The sequence below is a fragment of the Streptomyces sp. NBC_00457 genome, assembly GCF_036014015.1.
GTDB lineage: Bacteria > Actinomycetota > Actinomycetes > Streptomycetales > Streptomycetaceae > Streptomyces.
Map to the genome: position 1 here is coordinate 6,521,542 of NZ_CP107905.1, position 15,651 is coordinate 6,537,192.

Consider the following 15,651-nt stretch of genomic DNA (forward strand, 5'->3'; position numbering starts at 1 on the left):
GCCTCAGCGCTGCGGCTGGGTGCGGAGTCCGTCGAGGATGAGCGCGAGCATGCGGGGAGCCCGGTCTTCGGGTGCGGACGCGGCACGCCAGAGGGCGCCGGTGAGCTGGAGGAAGTCGCCGGGGTCGGCGTCCATGCGGATGCTTCCGTCCCTCTTGCCGGCGTCGAGGAACTCCGTGATCGCGGCGACGACCGGCCCGTAGCTCTGCTCGCTGATCGCCTGGTGCGCGCTGGGGCTGAGCGCGTCGCCGAGGCCGTGTTTCCTGCGCATCGCTTCGACGAGGTCGGTCGTCCAGTGGCGGAGCGCTTCGAGTGGAGGCAGCTGGGCCAGCAGGTCGGGCACGGCGCCGAGGATGCGTGCGACCTCGTCCTGGTAGACGGCCAGGGCCAGCGCCTCGCGGGTGGGGAAATTGCGGTACAGGGTGCCCGCGCCGACACCGGCGCGCTGGGCGACCTGGTTCATCGACGCGCCGCCGTCCTCGGCGAACGCCTCGCGGGCGGCCGCGAGGATGCGAGCCCTGTTCTCACGGGCGTCAGAGCGGACCACGGGACCTCACCTTGCTAAGTGGAGAGCTCTCCACTACGTTATTCGGAGAGTTCTCCACTTAGTTTAGAGGGGCATCATGCAGTACATCAAGCTCGGCACTTCTGGCATGGACGTGTCACCGATGGCGATCGGTGCGATGACCTACGGCGAGCCCGACCGCGGGCACCCCGTCTGGTCGAAGGGCGAGGAGGAGGCACGCCCGCTGATCAAGCACGCGCTGGAGGCGGGGATCAACTTCTTCGACACCGCGAACATGTATTCCAACGGGTCCAGCGAGGAGATCCTCGGCCGTGCGCTCAAGGACTTCGCCGACCGCGACGCCGTGGTGATCGCCACCAAGCTGCGCCATCCGATGCGGCTGGGACCGAACGGACGGGGACTGTCGCGCAAGGCGATCATGACCGAGGTCGACCACTCCCTGCGCCGCCTCGGTACGGACTACATCGACCTCTACCAGATCCACCGCAACGACCACTCCACCCCGTGGGAGGAAACACTCGAGGCGCTGAGCGACCTCGTGAAGGCAGGCAAGGTCCGCTACCTCGGCGCCTCGTCCATGCACGCGTGGGAGTTCGCCAAGGCTCTGCACCTGCAGAAGCGATACGGCTGGGCGCGGTTCGTGTCGATGCAGGACCACTACAACCTCCTCGCCCGTGAGGAGGAGCGCGAAATGATCCCGCTGTGCCTGGACGAGGGCGTCGGCACGATCATCTGGTCGCCGCTGGCCCGCGGCCGCCTCGCCCGCCCATGGGACGACGCCCGCTCGACGGCGCGCTCCGAGACGGACGGAGCGTACGCGGACCTGCTCTACTCGCCCGAGCAGGAGGCATCCAACCACGCGATCATCGACGCGGTCGGTCAGGTGGCCCACGCTCACGGCGTCAGCCGCGCACAGATCGCGCTCGCCTGGCTGCGCCGCCAGCCGGTCGTCACCGCGCCGCTGGTCGGCGCCGGTTCGATCCCGCAGATCGACGAGGCCGTGGCCTCCCTCGACATCGACCTCACCGACGACGAGGTGCGCGCCCTGGAGGCCCCGTACACGCCGCGGCACGACTGGCAGGGCGTCTCGGACGAGGCCGAGATGGAAGCCATCCGCAAGCGCGTCCCCGGCATGGCTCTAGCATGAACCCCATCGTCCGCTCCGGCGCGGCCGCCCGCGCCGGAGCCCTCCTCATCCTGCTCGGCCCGCTCGTGTCCTGGCTCGCCGAGTTCATCACCGCCGCCGCATGGCAGGACCCGCCGTACTCGCCCTTCCACAACTGGGTCAGCCACCTCGGCCTGACCGGCCCACCACAGACCGCGTTCGGACAGGTCGCCAACTCCCCCCTCGGCGCCGTCATGGACACCGGTTGGGTGATCTACGGCGTCCTCCTGATCGTCGGTGCGTTCCTCGTGTTCGACCCACGCAAGGGCACCCGCCCGATCCTCATCGTGAGCCTCGCCGTCCTCGCCGGCGTCGGAGTTTCGCTCGTCGGAATCTTCCAGGGCTCCAACGCCAACGTCGACAACGGCCTGATCGCCTTCCACACCCTCGGCGCGCAGGGAGTCATGCTCGCCGGCAACATCATGGCGATCGCCGTCGGAGCCGGCGGAGCCCGCATCGGCCTCGGGAGGAGCCGGTCGATCGCGAGCATCACCCTCGGCACCGTCGGACTGATCGCGTTCCCCCTCTTCATGGCCGACGTGTTCACCGGCTGGATGTGGAACATCGGCATGCTCGAGCGCGCCGTGATCTACCCGATCATGATCGGCCACGCCCTCCTCGGAAGCAGCCTGGCCGTGGCCCAGCGACGTCATGCGACGCGCCCGCCGACACCGCTCGAAGTGCACATCGCGAACTGAATCGCGAACTGAATCGCGAACTGAGGAGACACAGATGACACAGGTACTGGTCACCGGAGGAACAGGATTCATCGGGAGCTGGTGCGTTATGACCCTGCTCGACGCCGGACACACCGTACGCACCACGGTCCGCGACCTGCGGCGCGAGCCGGCACTGCGCTCCTGGCTCCACGCAGCCCAGCCGTTCGACGACGACCGTCTCACGGTCGTACGCGCCGACCTCGCGCACCGCGACGGCTGGGACGAAGCCGTCGCCGACTGCGATTTCGTCCTCCACGTCGCCTCGCCGACCCTGCGCAGTACACCGGCGAACGACGACGAGATGGTGGCCCCAGCGCGCGAGGGCGTCCTGCGGGTGCTGCGCGCCTCCCGCGACGCCGGCGTGCGCCGCGTCGTCCTGACGAGCGCCTTCGGTGCCATCGGGATCGGGCATCCCCCGCGCTCGACCCCGTTCACCGAGGAGGACTGGACCGACGTCGACAGCGAAATCCCGCCCTACCAGCGGTCCAAAACGCTCGCCGAGCGAGCCGCCTGGCAGTTCGTCGAAGACGAAGGCGGCGGTCTCGAACTGACAGCGGTTCATCCCGTGGGTGTCCTAGGACCACTACTTGGCCCGGACGATCCACCATCGCTGCGTCTCGTGCGCAGAATGCTCGAGGGACGGGTCCCCGCGTGCCCTCCCTTCGGGATGGGATACGTCGACGTGCGCGACGTGGCTGACCTGCACCTGCGCGCGATGACAGATCCGGCAGCCGCCGGCGAGCGCTTCCTCGCGATCGCCGGACACAATCTGCGCCTCGTCGACATCGCACGCACTCTGCATGACCGCCTGGGCGAGCGCGCCGCGAAGGCCCCGACGCGTGAACTGCCCGTGTGGCTCACGCGCGCGCTGGCCATCGTGAACCCGGAACTGCGACTCCTGAGGCACCAACTCGGCCGGGACCTCGACGCCACCAGCGCCAAGGCGGAACGCCTCCTGGGATGGCGGGCGCGCCCCATCGAGAACACCATCGCCGACACCGCCGAGAGCCTCCTCGCCCACGGCATCGGGAAATGAAGAGCTACTGGAGCGGTCTTGGACAGCGCGGGGGCCTTCAGCCGGCACAGGCAGCAGTTCCTCGAAGACTTGGCCAGACCGTCGGCGTGCACGGCCCGCTCACCCGCTGGGAACGCCTCACTTCTCGACGCCGGTCCACGCATTCCAGCCCGCCCGGCGCTTGAGAACGAGCACGGCCATCCCCGGCCCCACCCACCCGCTGAGGGCGCTCGCTTCTCGGCGCCGGTCCAGGCATTCCAGCCCGCCCGGCGCTTGAGAACAAGCACGGCCATCCCCAGCCCCCACCCACCCGTTGGGGGCGCTCGCTTCTCGGCACCGGTCCACGCATTCCAGCCCGCCCGGCGTTCGAGGACGAGAACGGCCATCCCCAACCCCCACCCACCCGTTGGGGGCGCTCGCTTCTCGGCGCCGGTCCACGCATTCCAGCCCGCCCGGCGTTCGAGGACGAGCACGGCCATCCCCAACCCCCACCCACCCATTGGGAGCGCCTCACCTCTCGACGCCGGCCCGCGCTTTCAGCCCGTCCGGCGTTTGAGGACGAGGCCGTCAGGCCGAAGCGGGGGTGTGGGGGCGCAGCCCCCAGGGATGGGACGGGTAGGGGCGGCGGGGGCGAAAACGGCACGACGGTCACCGCGGCGCAGGACGCGTCACAACCGCCCGATATCAGTCTTCGGCATCCGCGGAGCCCTCCGCGCCGGCGTCCGCCCACTCAACAGAATCAACCGAGCCGCCCGATGCCGCTGCCCCGCATACGGCTCCAACAACTCCAGCATCACGGAGTCATCCGCATCCCGATCCCCCGCCAACGCCCACCCCACGATCCCCGGCAGATGCAAATCCCCCACCGTCACCGCATCCGCCGCCCCATGACTGCGCTGCACGGTCTCCGCAGACGTCCACGGCCCCACCCCGGGCACCACCTCCAACCGAGCCTGCGCCGCCTCCGCCGACATCCCCACCGCCTCCTCCAGCCGCGCAGCCACCCGCACGGCCCGAAGAACCGTCGACGCCCGCTTGTTGTCGACCCCGGCCCGATGCCACTCCCACGACGGAATCAACGCCCACGTCCGCGCCGCCGGCATCACCCACATCCGCCCCCCGACCGGCCCCGGCGCCGGCTCCCCGTACTTCCGCACCAGAATCCGCCACGCCCGATACGCCTCCCCGGTCGTGACCTTCTGCTCCAGAATCGACGGAATCAACGACTCCAGCACCAGCCCGGTCCGCGTCAGCCGCAACCCCGGCCGCCGATGCCGAGCCACCGCCACCAGCCGATGCCGCGGCACGAAGACGGACGGATCGTCGGCACCCCCGACCAACTCGGGCAACCGCTCCAGCAGCCACTCGGCCCCCGGCCCCCACGCCTCCCCGCACACCTCACCGCCCCGCATCGCGACCCGCAACGTCCCCGGCCCCACAGGCGTAAGGGTGGCCCGCCACACGGACCCGTCCGTCGCCGCCCGAAACGTCGGATCCCCCGCCCCCCGCCGCAACGGCCCGAGCACCAGCCCAAGATCGACCGGCCCCTCCGGCACATACGTCCGCACCCGCCCCGGCCCCACAGCCTGCCGCGGCACGCCGACATGGCCACCACGCACGGTCGTACGAGTAGGTCGGGGAGCAAAACGTCCGGCCACGAATGAGGTCCTAGGGGGTGAGGGAGAGGCGTTACGAGACTAGGCGGTATACGACAACGACGTGTGGACAACGCCCCAGGGGCGCGGGGAACTGCGCCACCGGCCCCATCGAACCCGCAGCCGCCCGCGAATCTCCACCCCCCCGATCCATAGGCACCCGGCCTCAGCGGAGCGTCACGTCACCGAACCTCGATGAACGCCCCCGCATCCCGCCCCGCCCGAGCCCGCGGCTCCTCCGCCGGATGACCGACCGCCACCGCCCCCATCGGATCCCAGTGCTCCGGCAGCCCGAGCACCTCCCGCACGACATCCCGGCAGAACATCGTCGACGACACCCACGCCGACCCCAGCCGCTCCCCGGCCAGCGCCACCAGGAAGTTCTGCACGCCGGCCCCGGCCGCGACCACGAACATCTCCCGCTCGGCGCCGTCCCGCCGCACGTCCCCGTACGTGTGCGACCCGTCCATCACCAGGCAGGGCACCACCAGACACGGCGCATTCCGCAGCACGTCCCCCCGCCGCACCCGCTTGGCGATGGACTCCTCGCTCTTTCCGTCCCGCCGCAGGTCGGCGATCCACGCGTCCCGCATGGCATCCAGCAACCCGGTCCGGGACTCCGCCGACTCCAGCAGTACGAACCGCCAGGGCGTGGTGTGATGCGGCGCCGGCGCGGTCACCGCCGCGGCGACCGCCCGTCGCACCGCCCCGGCGTCCACCGGCTCGTCCGTGAAGGCCCGAACCGTACGCCGCTGGGTCACCGCCTCCCGTACCGCCTCGGACGTGCCCAGCCGGAACATGTCGTCGCGCGCGCCGCGCACCATGGCCCGCGCCCCCTCCCCGTCGTCCGCGGCCACCACGTGCGCCAGCCCGCGCAGGACGGCGACGGGCAGCCCGGCGGCCTTGCCCTTGACCAGGTCTCCGGCGGCGGCCAGTTCGTCCGCCGTCGCCACGACGGTCGCGCTGAGCGGATTGCCGTACGCGTCCGTCCCCCCACGCAGATCGTCCAGCACACGCACCCCGGCCGCACCGATCGCGACATCCGTGAGCCCCGTACGCCACGGCCGCCCGAAGGTGTCGGTGACGACGACTCCGACGGTGACGCCGAGGGCGTCCCGCAGCCCGTCGCGGATCGCGCGCGCGGACGCGTCCGGGTCCTCGGGCAGCAACAGCACTGTCCCGGAAGGGGTGTTGGAGGCGTCGACCCCGGCGGCGGCCATCACGAGCCCCTGCCGGTTCTCGACGATCCGCAACGGTCCGCGCCGCGCCACGATCCGTACGGTCTCGGCGTCGATGGCGGCCTCCCGGTCGTCCGCCGCCACCACCCGTCCCTCCGCCTTGGACACGATCTTCGAGGTGACGAGCAGGACGTCCCCGTCGGCCAGCCCGGGTTCGGCGGCGGCGATCAGCTTGGCGAGATCGTCGCCCGCGGCCACCTCGGGAAGGCCGGGAACGGCCCAGACCCGGTAGCCCTCGTCAGGTGCCGTGCTCATGCCGCTTGAACCTCCGCCGCCATGGCCAGCGCCTCCCGGGCCATCTGCGTGGCCGCGTCGAGGTCGGTCATCATCAGCGGTACGGCCCGGCAGCGGATGCCCGCCGCCTCGATGCGCTCGACGGACGCCGCGTCGACGGTGTCGACCAGCCAGCCGTCCAGCAGGCCCGAGCCGTAGTGCTCGGCGACCGCCGCGGCCGTCGATTCGACGCCGACCGCCGCGAGCACCTTGTCGGCCATGCCCCGCACGGGCGCGTCCCCGACGATGGGGGACAGGCCCACGACCGGCACCCCGGCGTCGGCGATGGCCTCGCGGATGCCGGGCACGGAGAGGATCGTGCCGACCGACACGACCGGGTTGGACGGCGGGAAGAGGATGACGTCCGCCTCGGCGATCGCCTCCAGGACCCCCGGCGCCGGCTTGGACTGCTCCGCGCCCACCGGCACGACCGCCTCGGCCGGCACCGACGCCCGCAGCCGTACCCAGTACTCCTGGAAGTGGATGGCCTTGCGCTCGCCGTCGATCTCCACGGCGACATGCGTCTCGACGCGGTCGTCGGTCATCGGGATCAGCCGGACGCCCGGCTTCCAGCGGTCGCACAGCGCCTCGGTCACCGCACTCAGCGGATACCCGGCGCCGAGCATCTGCGTCCGCACGATGTGCGTGGCGAAGTCCCGGTCACCGAGCCCGAACCACTCGGGCCCGACGCCGTACGCCGCGAGCTCCTCCTTGAGGTGGAAGGTCTCGTCGGCCCGGCCCCAGCCCTGCTCCTCGTTGATGCCGCCGCCGAGCGTGTACATCACCGTGTCGAGGTCCGGGCAGACCTTCAGGCCGAAGAGGTGGATGTCGTCCCCGGTGTTGCCGATGACCGTGATGTCCGCGTCCGGCACGGCCTGCATCAGACCGCGCAGGAACCGGGCACCGCCGATGCCGCCTGCCAGAACCACAATGCGCATGGGAATCAGTGTTGCAGGCGGGTACGACAACCGGGCAGGCGGTTACGAGACCGGAGCGGCCGCTGTGCACTGGGCGCTGTGCATCGGCATGTCGGTGAGGCCCGGGAAATAGACGTGCAGGCTGACCGCGGGCTCCAGCGCGTCGTTGACCACCTCGTGGACGTACCCCGGCGCGAACACCCTCTGCGCACCCGCCTCCAACGCGCGCGTGCCGCGTTCCGTGTGCTCGGTCAGCGTGCCGTCGAGGACGGTCAGCACCCCGGAGGACAGGCCGTGGTCGTGCCGCCCGCTGCCCTGGCCGGGCACCCAGGACAGCAGCCACACCTCGTATCCGGGGCCGGTGCGCAGCCGGTGGTACCAGCGGGACGTGGCGTCGTACTGGACCAGGTGCTGCCACTGGGAGCGGTCGGCGGCGATGGAGCGGGCCAGGCCGACGAAGTCGGCGACGGTGGCCGGGTGCTCACTCGGCGCCCGCAGCAGGTGCGGGACTTCGAGGATGTCGCCGGCGATCTGGAGGTCGCTGTCGCTGTTCATGGGTGCGGTGGTTCCTCGTCGCAAGAGAAGCAAGAAAAGAAGATGAAGGCGTGGAAGCCGGTCCGATGGACTCAGGGGCAGCCGGAGCGCGTGAGGCTCAACAGCAGGAACAGCGACAACAGCGACAGCGGGCGCGGGCAGCACCGAGGGACCCGGCGGTGCGGGTCGAGGTGAGTGCCAAGTGCGCGAGCATGCCCACAAGGACAGCGGTTGACACCTCGCACTGTCAACTCGGCGCCCGGTATCTGGGACGGGTTTCACCTCATCCGGTTCATCCCCGTGACGAAAGGTTTGTGCATGGGGCGGCCGGGACACATGGCGCACAACCGGGCGCACAAACCTCGATGCGATCCCGTGATCGGACTGTGATCCGGATCGATTCGAGTGTGTGTCGGAACGGGATCGATGTTCCGGGCGTCCTTCTCCGTACAGGCACTGCGCGGGGGTGGAGGCCCTCCGGGGCCTCATCTGCTTGTCAAGGTTTAGGACGATTTGAACACTTTCCGCTAGGCCTTGGTTCCGCAGAGTGAATAAGGGGCTCAATAGCAGATCTCGGCTTGACTCGCCCGGAGCAGCACACTTGTAATTTCACTCGTGTCGTTCAGCCGAAATCGGTAACGGCTACATCACGGGGACGCGAAAGACTGACGAGGGGCGCACATGACCGAGCTGGTGCAGCAACTGCTGGTCGACGACGCGGACGAGGAACTCGGCTGGCAGGAGCGCGCGCTGTGCGCCCAGACCGACCCCGAGTCCTTCTTCCCCGAGAAGGGCGGCTCCACCCGCGAGGCCAAGAAGGTCTGCCTCGCCTGCGAGGTCCGCTCCGAGTGCCTCGAGTACGCCCTCGCCAACGACGAGCGGTTCGGCATCTGGGGCGGTCTGTCCGAGCGTGAACGACGTCGGCTGAAGAAGGCCGCCGTCTGACCGGACGGTAAGCATCCCTTTCGTACATAGGTGACGAACGGCCCGTTGCAGGTGGGTTATCCACAGGCGGCGGGCCGACGTCATGCCCAGCCGATAGTGTGGTCGCTCGTCCGAGACGTCCCGCTGCCCCCTGTGGGCACAGGTGTCCACCGCAGTCCATCGAACCGGGGCCCGTACCTCGATGTCCGTGCACAGTCATACGGCAGCCCACCAAGACGCCGCTGCCGCGCCTGAGTTTCCGCGTCATGTAGTGACAGCGGTGCTCGTCTCCCATGACGGCGCCCGCTGGCTGCCCGACGCGCTCGCCGGGCTGCTCGGCCAGGAGCGCCCCGTCCAGTACGCCATGGCGGCCGACACCGGCAGCGCGGACCACTCCGCCCAACTGCTCACCGACGCCCTCGGCGCCGACCGTGTGCTGCATCTCGCCCGTCGCACCGGCTTCGGCCAGGCCGTCGAGGAGGCGGGCCGCACCGCCCCACTCCTCACCCCGGACGAGCTGCCCTACCTGAAGCGCCCGAGCGGCTGGGACCCCGTCACCCGCACCTGGCGCGACGACGCGTACGACCTGCCCGAACTCCCTTACGGGGAGCCGGTGCAATGGCTGTGGCTGCTGCACGACGACTGCGCCCCTGAGCCGGACGCCCTGGCCCAACTGCTGCGCGTCGTGGAGAGCGAGCACGAACTCGGCCGCGACGACATCGCCGTCGTAGGCCCCAAGCTCCGCGGTTGGTACGACCGGCGCCAGCTGCTCGAGGTCGGCGTCACCATCGCCAACTCCGGCCGCCGCTGGACCGGCCTGGACCGCCGCGAACAGGACCAGGGCCAGCACGACCACGTCCGGTCCGTGCTGTCCGTGTCCACCGCCGGCATGCTCGTGCGGCGCGATGTCTTCGAGGAGCTCGGTGGATTCGACCGCCGGCTGCCCCTGATGCGTGACGACGTCGACCTGTGCTGGCGGGCCCAGGCCGCCGGTCACCGCGTTCTCATCGCCCCCGAGGCGGTCGTACGACACGCCGAGGCGGCCTCCCGTGAGCGCCGCACCGTCGACTGCGTGGGCCGTACGTCGGCCTCCCCGCACAAGGTCGACAAGGCCGGCGCCGTCTACACGCTGCTGGTCAACACGCGGACGGCCGTGCTGCCCTGGGTCCTGGTGCGGCTGGTGCTCGGCACCCTGCTGCGGACCGTCGCCTATCTCGTGGGCAAGGTCCCCGGGCAGGCCCTCGACGAGATCCGGGGCCTGCTGTCGGTGCTGCTGCGGCCCGAGCGGATCATCTCCGGGCGGCGCAGGCGCGGCCGCCCGCAGATAGAGAAGGACGAGCTGCGAGCGCTGTTCCCGCCGCCCGGCGCGACCGTGCGGGCCACCGTCGAGCAGGCCGCGGGCAGCCTCTTCCGCGACTCCGACCCCGAGACCGCCGGCGGTGCCGGGCGGCACGGGGGCGCGGTCGAGTCCGGGCCCGGCGGGGACGACGCGGACTTCCTGGAGATAGAGCAGTTCGCGCGCCTGAAGCGCATCGCCCGCAACCCCGGCCCGATGCTCTTCCTGGTGCTGCTGTTCGTCTCGCTCATCGCCTGCCGCCAACTGCTCGGCGGCGGCGCGCTCGCGGGCGGCGCGCTGCTGCCCGCCCCGGCCGAAGCGAGCGAGCTGTGGTCGCGGTACCTGGACTCCTGGCACGGAGTGGCCGCCGGCGGCACCTCGTCCGCGCCGCCGTATCTCGCGTTCGTCGCCCTGCTGGCCTCCGCGCTGTTCGGCTCCACCGGGCTGGCGGTCACGGTTCTGCTGGTCTGCTCGGTGCCGCTGGCCGGTCTCGCCGCGTACTTCGTCTCCCGCCCGCTCGTCGAGTCGCGGCTGCTGCGCGCGTGGGCGGCCGTCGTCTACGCCTTCCTGCCTGCCGCCACCGGCGCGCTCGCCGGCGGCCGCATCGGCACGGCCGTCCTCGCGATCCTGCTGCCGCTCCTCGCGCGCGCGGGCATCGCGGCCAGCGGCCTGGGGAACGCCTCGGGGGCGCGCGGCAGTTGGCGCGCCACCTGGGCGTACGCCCTGCTGCTGACCGTCACCACCGCGTTCACGCCGATCGTGTGGCCCATCGCGCTGATCCTCGGCATCGGCGTGCTGGCCGTGCGCCGCGCCGACATCACCGCCCACGGCCTGCGCTTCCTGGCCCAGCTCGGCACCCCCCTGCTGGTGCTCGCGCCCTGGTCGCTGACCCTGTTCCCGTCCGGCTTCTTCGAGGAGGCCGGTCTGGAGTACGGCGCCTCGGCCGCGTCCGCCACAGACCTGCTCGGCGCAAGCCCCGGCGGGCCCGGCACGGTGAACGGGCTGATGCTCATCGGTATCGTGCTGGCCGCGCTGGCCGCCCTGTTGCGCTCCCACCGTCAGTTCGGAATCTGGACGGCCTGGGCCGTGGCTCTGGTGGGCCTCGTCTTCGCGGTCCTGTCCAACAGCTCCACCTGGGCCGGCCCCGCGACCCTCGTCTACGGCATCGCCCTCCTCGCCGCCGCCGCGCTCGGTGCCGACGGGGCACGCGCGCGTGTCGCCGAGCAGAGCTTCGGCTGGCGTCAGCCGGTGGCCGCGCTGATCGCTTTCGCCTCGGCCGCTGGCCCGCTGCTCGTCGCCGCGGGCTGGATGATCAGCGGCGCCGACGGGCCGTTGGAGCGGCGCGACCCGGTGCAGGTGCCCGCGTTCGTCGCCGAGGAGAGCAACACCCGCGACCAGGCCCGCACCCTCGTCCTCGACAGCGACTCCGCGGCCCATGTCGGCTACATGCTCGTCCGCGGTTCCGGGGCACGGATGGGCGACGGCGAACTGGCCGCGGCGGACGGTGAGAACGCGACGCTCGACAAGGTCGTCGCCAACCTCGTAGCCGGGTCCGGCGCCGATCAGTCCGACCAGCTCGGCAAGTTCGCCGTGCGCTATGTCCTCGTCCACCAGGGCGCCCCGCGCGAGGTGACCCGCGTGCTGGATGCCACGCCCGGGCTGTCCCGGCTGAGCCAGCAGGACGGCGGGGCGCTGTGGCGGGTCGACCAGCAGGTCTCGCGGGCGGCGATAGTCGCCGAGTCGGGCTCCGGGAGCGCGCAGTCCGTCGCCGCCGGGCCCGTGGAGATCCACACCACGATTCCGGCAGGCGCCGAGGGAAGGATCCTGCGGCTCGCCGACACCGCCGACGAGGGCTGGACGGCCACCCTGGACGGCAAGCCGCTGACGCGCAAGACGGTCGACGGATGGGCCCAGGGCTTCGAACTCCCCGCCTCCGGCGGGCAGCTGGACGTCACCTTCGACGCGCCGCTCACCCACACCGCCTGGCTGTGGGCCCAGGGCTCCCTCGCCGTCGTCCTCGTCGTCATGGCCCTGCCCGGCCGCCGCCGGGACGTCGACGACGACCTCCCGGAGGAGGTGGCGGTCGTCCCGGCCGAGGCCGTACCGGGCGAGGGCCGCCGCGCCCGCCGCCTGCGCGCCCAGGCGGAGGCCGAAGAGACGGACCAGGCCGAGGAGTTCCCGCCTCCGCCGCCACAGGAGCCCCCGGCAGCGATTCCGCAGCAGCAGCCGTACGGCGAGTGGGACTCGACCTACGCGGGCGCCCAGTACGGCGGCTATGACGGCGAGCAGTACCAGGGCGCCACCCAGCAGCAGTACCCGGACGGGTCGTACGGCCAGCAGTACCCGGCGGACCCGTACCAGGGCGGGCAGTACGACCCTTACGCGTACGGCGGTCCGGGCCAGCCGGGCTCCTACGACCAGCAGGCGTACGAGCAGAGCGCGTACGACCAGCAGGCGTACGAGCAGGGCCAGGACGGGACCTATCACCAGGGCTACGACGCGACGTACGACCCGGCACAGCCGTACCCGAACGGCAGTGAGCGCCCCGACGGGAGTCAGCAGTGAACCGCACCACCCTGTCCCTGATCGCCGGCGCCACCGCCCTCGCCGCCGTCACCGGATTCGCCGCGCTGACCGCGCCGGAGGCGACCGGCACGGACACCGCGAAGGCGGCGGCCGAACTGCCCGTGGAGCGCACGAGTCTGCTGTGCCCGGCGCCGAGCACATCGGATCTCGCCGAGACGTCGTACTCGTCCTTCACACCCGTCACAAAGGGCGCGGACGGCGACGGCTCGGCCGAACTGCGGCCCGCGGGGGAGGAGCAGGCCGGGGGCGAGGCGAAGGGCGAGAAGGCCGACAAGCCCGTACTGGAGCCGAAGGAACCCGGGACGCCGGTCACCGGAGATGTCTCCGGCGCCGACTCGCCCGCGCTGGTGGGCACGGCCGAGGGGAAGTTCGCGCCCGGGTGGACCGTGCAGCAGACCACGGAGGTCGACGTGGGCACGGGGCGGGGGCTGCAGGGAGTCAACTGTTCCGCGCCGGACACGGACTTCTGGTTCCCCGGAGCCAGCACCGCGGCGGACCGTACCGACTATGTGCATCTGACGAACCCCGACGACTCCGCCGCGGTCGTCGACCTCGAGCTGTACGGCAAGGACGGGGCGCTGGAGTCGACGGCGGGGGAGGGCATCACGGTTCAGCCGCACTCCAGTGAGCCGGTGCTGCTGTCGACGCTCACCGCGGACAAACAGACCAACGTGACCGTGCATGTGAACGTACGCAGCGGGCGGGTGGGCGCTGCGGTGCAGGCGCTGGACGAGAAGCTCGGCGGTGACTGGCTGTCCGCGACCACGGATCCGGCGAGCAGCCTGGTCCTGCCCGGCATCCCGAAGGACGCCACGGAGGTGCGGCTGATCGCCTTCACGCCCGGTGACGCGGACGCCGATCTCAAGGTGCGGCTGGCTTCTCCGTCCGGGTCGATCACACCGGCCGGGAACGAGACGCTGCACGTGAAGGCGGGCATGACCACGGCGGTCGATCTGGGCGACGTGACGCGTGGGGAGGCGGGCTCGCTGGTGCTGACGCCGACCGATCAGTCCGTGCCGGTCGTGGCCGCCGTGCGGGTCGTACGGGGCGAGGGCGCCAAGCAGGAGACGGCGTTCATCCCGGCGACGAGCCCGGTCGGCACGCGCGCGACGGTGGCCGACAACACGGAGAAGGACTCCACCCTGGCCCTGACCGCGCCCACCGGCACCGCGAAGGTCAAGGTCACCGCGTCCGCGGGCAGTGACGGAGGCACGGCCGTGTCGAAGACGTACACGATCAAGTCCGGCACGACACAGGACGTCGAGGCGCCGGTACCGACCGGTGTGAAGGGGGCGTACGCCCTGACCGTGGAGACGGTCTCAGGAGCGCCGGTGTACGCGTCCCGGACCCTGGCGAGAACGGCGAACGGCCTGCCCGCCTTCACGGTCCAGACCCTGCCCGACGACCGGGGCATGGTGTCGGTGCCGGAGGCGGACGAGGACCTGGCGGTGCTGCAGAAGTAGCGGCCCGAGTCCTCAGCAGTGGCCCGAGTCCTCGCTCCGGTTCAGTCCTCGCCGTACCGCGGATCGACCGTCTCCGGCGTCAGCCCGAGCAGCTCGGCGACCTGTTCGACGACGATCTCGTGGACCAGCGCGGCCCGCTCGTCGCGCCCCTTGGTGCGGATCTCCACCGGTCGCCGGTAGATGATCACCCGAGCGTGCCGCCCGTCGCGCGCGGGGATCGTGCCGCCCAGCGGGACCGCCTCGTCGTTCCAGGCCCGCCCGGGGCCGTCGAGGCGTGGTACCTCGAGCACCAGGAAATCGATGTCGGCGAGCTGCGGCCACCGTCGTTCGAGACGCTCCACGGAGTCCTGCACGAGGTCGGCGAACGCCTCGGCACGGCTCGCCGCCAGCGGCACCTGCGGCGGCGCGATCGGGCCGCGCATGCCCCGGCCGTGGCGATCACGACGGCGGGGGCCGGAGCCGGCGGCGGGAGGCGGTACGGGGTTGTCCATCACTGGTGAAGCGTAGTCCCCGCCCGAGCCGGGTGCTCCGCGCCCACGCGGTGCCCGGCCACCCCGCACGGCATGCCGGAAGTTGACCATTCCAGCCAAGGTTGGGCTCGTTTCCGTATCTCTCCGAGACCGGCGATCTCAAGGCAATTGATGGCGTTTGTACCGAGTGATGACCGGAGGTGAAATCCCGCCGCTGATTGGAAAGCGGTATCTGTGCAGGTCAGAAGGGTGTGTTCAGAGGGGCGTGTGGGGCGTTTCACAACACGACACGGTGGAGTGACCTGGTGGAGAGTCGTCGCGGCCCGCTCAAGAGTGCGGTACCGTCCAACGTCGTGAGCCCTGTACGTCGCTGTTCGCGAACCGCTTGCGGCCGACCCGCCGTTGCGACGCTGACGTACGTCTACGCCGACTCGACCGCGGTCCTCGGCCCGCTCGCCACCTACGCCGAACCCCACTGTTACGACCTGTGCGCCGAGCACTCCGAGCGCCTCACCGCACCCCGCGGCTGGGAGGTCGTACGACTCCTGGACGGCTCGGCTCCGGCGCGGCCCAGTGGCGACGATCTGGAAGCGCTTGCCAACGCCGTGCGCGAGGCGGCCCGGCCGCAGGAGCGTGCCGCGCAGGCCGGCGGCGGCGGTCGCGGGGCCGACCCGATGGAGGTCGCCCGGCGGGGGCACCTGCGGGTGCTGCGTTCTCCCGACAGCTGACGGTCCTCCTGACAGCTGACGCCGTTCGGATTCGGCCGCTTTCTCTGTGCGTGTCCCGTGGACGTTCTCTGTGCGTTCCCTGTGCCTTTCGCCGAGTGACGCA

13 protein-coding genes are annotated in these 15,651 nt (G+C 71.3%); 7 read left to right on the forward strand and 6 right to left on the reverse strand.

Features of this window, described 5'->3' with window-relative positions; translation table 11 throughout:
• Nucleotides 1-3 precede the first annotated feature (3 nt).
• Nucleotides 4-546, reverse strand: a complete 543-nt coding sequence (locus OG828_RS29835; protein ID WP_210576344.1) for a TetR/AcrR family transcriptional regulator — start codon at nucleotides 544-546, stop codon at nucleotides 4-6.
• 76 nt (nucleotides 547-622) lie between these two features.
• Between OG828_RS29835 and OG828_RS29840 the strand changes: the two genes are divergently transcribed.
• The 3 genes from OG828_RS29840 to OG828_RS29850 are packed head-to-tail and all read left to right on the forward strand — an operon-like array spanning nucleotide 623 to nucleotide 3,445.
• Nucleotides 623-1,672 carry an aldo/keto reductase gene (locus OG828_RS29840; protein ID WP_328363434.1) on the forward strand — a complete coding sequence of 350 codons (1,050 nt, stop codon included), beginning with the start codon at nucleotides 623-625 and terminating at the stop codon, nucleotides 1,670-1,672.
• The gene (locus OG828_RS29845) at nucleotides 1,669-2,388 is read left to right on the forward strand and encodes a DUF998 domain-containing protein (RefSeq protein WP_328502864.1); all 720 of its coding nucleotides are present in this window, start codon (nucleotides 1,669-1,671) and stop codon (nucleotides 2,386-2,388) included. Before OG828_RS29840 ends, OG828_RS29845 begins: the two co-directional genes overlap by 4 nt.
• Before the next feature lie 34 nt (nucleotides 2,389-2,422).
• Nucleotides 2,423-3,445, forward strand: a complete 1,023-nt coding sequence (locus OG828_RS29850) for an SDR family oxidoreductase (RefSeq protein WP_328502865.1) — start codon at nucleotides 2,423-2,425, stop codon at nucleotides 3,443-3,445.
• A 647-nt stretch (nucleotides 3,446-4,092) separates the two neighbouring features.
• Here OG828_RS29850 and OG828_RS29855 read toward each other — a convergent pair.
• The 4 genes from OG828_RS29855 to OG828_RS29870 all read right to left on the reverse strand — a co-directional run bounded on the left by OG828_RS29855 (nucleotide 4,093) and on the right by OG828_RS29870 (nucleotide 8,062).
• Nucleotides 4,093-5,082: a DNA-3-methyladenine glycosylase family protein gene (locus tag OG828_RS29855; RefSeq protein WP_328502866.1), complete on the reverse strand. Its 990-nt coding sequence runs from the start codon at nucleotides 5,080-5,082 to the stop codon at nucleotides 4,093-4,095.
• 179 nt (nucleotides 5,083-5,261) lie between these two features.
• Nucleotides 5,262-6,572: a coenzyme F420-0:L-glutamate ligase gene (locus tag OG828_RS29860; protein ID WP_328502867.1), complete on the reverse strand. Its 1,311-nt coding sequence runs from the start codon at nucleotides 6,570-6,572 to the stop codon at nucleotides 5,262-5,264.
• Nucleotides 6,569-7,528, reverse strand: coding sequence for a 2-phospho-L-lactate transferase (cofD, locus tag OG828_RS29865; RefSeq protein WP_328502868.1), 960 nt, complete (start codon nucleotides 7,526-7,528; stop codon nucleotides 6,569-6,571). The genes OG828_RS29860 and cofD overlap by 4 nt, the downstream gene beginning before the upstream one ends.
• A 42-nt stretch (nucleotides 7,529-7,570) precedes the next feature.
• A complete protein-coding gene (locus OG828_RS29870) occupies nucleotides 7,571-8,062 on the reverse strand; it encodes a cysteine dioxygenase (protein ID WP_328363452.1) in 492 nt (163 codons plus the stop codon).
• A gap of 660 nt (nucleotides 8,063-8,722) precedes the next feature.
• Between OG828_RS29870 and OG828_RS29875 the strand changes: the two genes are divergently transcribed.
• The 3 genes from OG828_RS29875 (at nucleotide 8,723) to OG828_RS29885 (ending at nucleotide 14,350) form a co-directional block, all read left to right on the forward strand.
• A complete protein-coding gene (locus tag OG828_RS29875; protein ID WP_003975777.1) occupies nucleotides 8,723-8,986 on the forward strand; it encodes a WhiB family transcriptional regulator in 264 nt (87 codons plus the stop codon).
• A gap of 181 nt (nucleotides 8,987-9,167) precedes the next feature.
• Nucleotides 9,168-12,866, forward strand: a complete 3,699-nt coding sequence (locus tag OG828_RS29880) for a glycosyltransferase family 2 protein (RefSeq protein WP_328502869.1) — start codon at nucleotides 9,168-9,170, stop codon at nucleotides 12,864-12,866.
• Complete coding sequence (locus tag OG828_RS29885) at nucleotides 12,863-14,350, forward strand: DUF5719 family protein (RefSeq protein ID WP_328502870.1); 1,488 nt, start codon at nucleotides 12,863-12,865, stop codon at nucleotides 14,348-14,350. Before OG828_RS29880 ends, OG828_RS29885 begins: the two co-directional genes overlap by 4 nt.
• Before the next feature lie 41 nt (nucleotides 14,351-14,391).
• On the opposite strand, the gene OG828_RS29890 is transcribed toward OG828_RS29885, so the two are convergent.
• The gene (locus OG828_RS29890; protein WP_210576559.1) at nucleotides 14,392-14,841 is read right to left on the reverse strand and encodes a metallopeptidase family protein; all 450 of its coding nucleotides are present in this window, start codon (nucleotides 14,839-14,841) and stop codon (nucleotides 14,392-14,394) included.
• Nucleotides 14,842-15,125: 284 nt separating this feature from the next.
• Here OG828_RS29890 and OG828_RS29895 point away from each other — a divergent pair, with 284 nt between their 5' ends.
• Nucleotides 15,126-15,548, forward strand: a complete 423-nt coding sequence (locus OG828_RS29895; RefSeq protein ID WP_210576335.1) for a DUF3499 domain-containing protein — start codon at nucleotides 15,126-15,128, stop codon at nucleotides 15,546-15,548.
• Nucleotides 15,549-15,651: the final 103 nt, after the last annotated feature.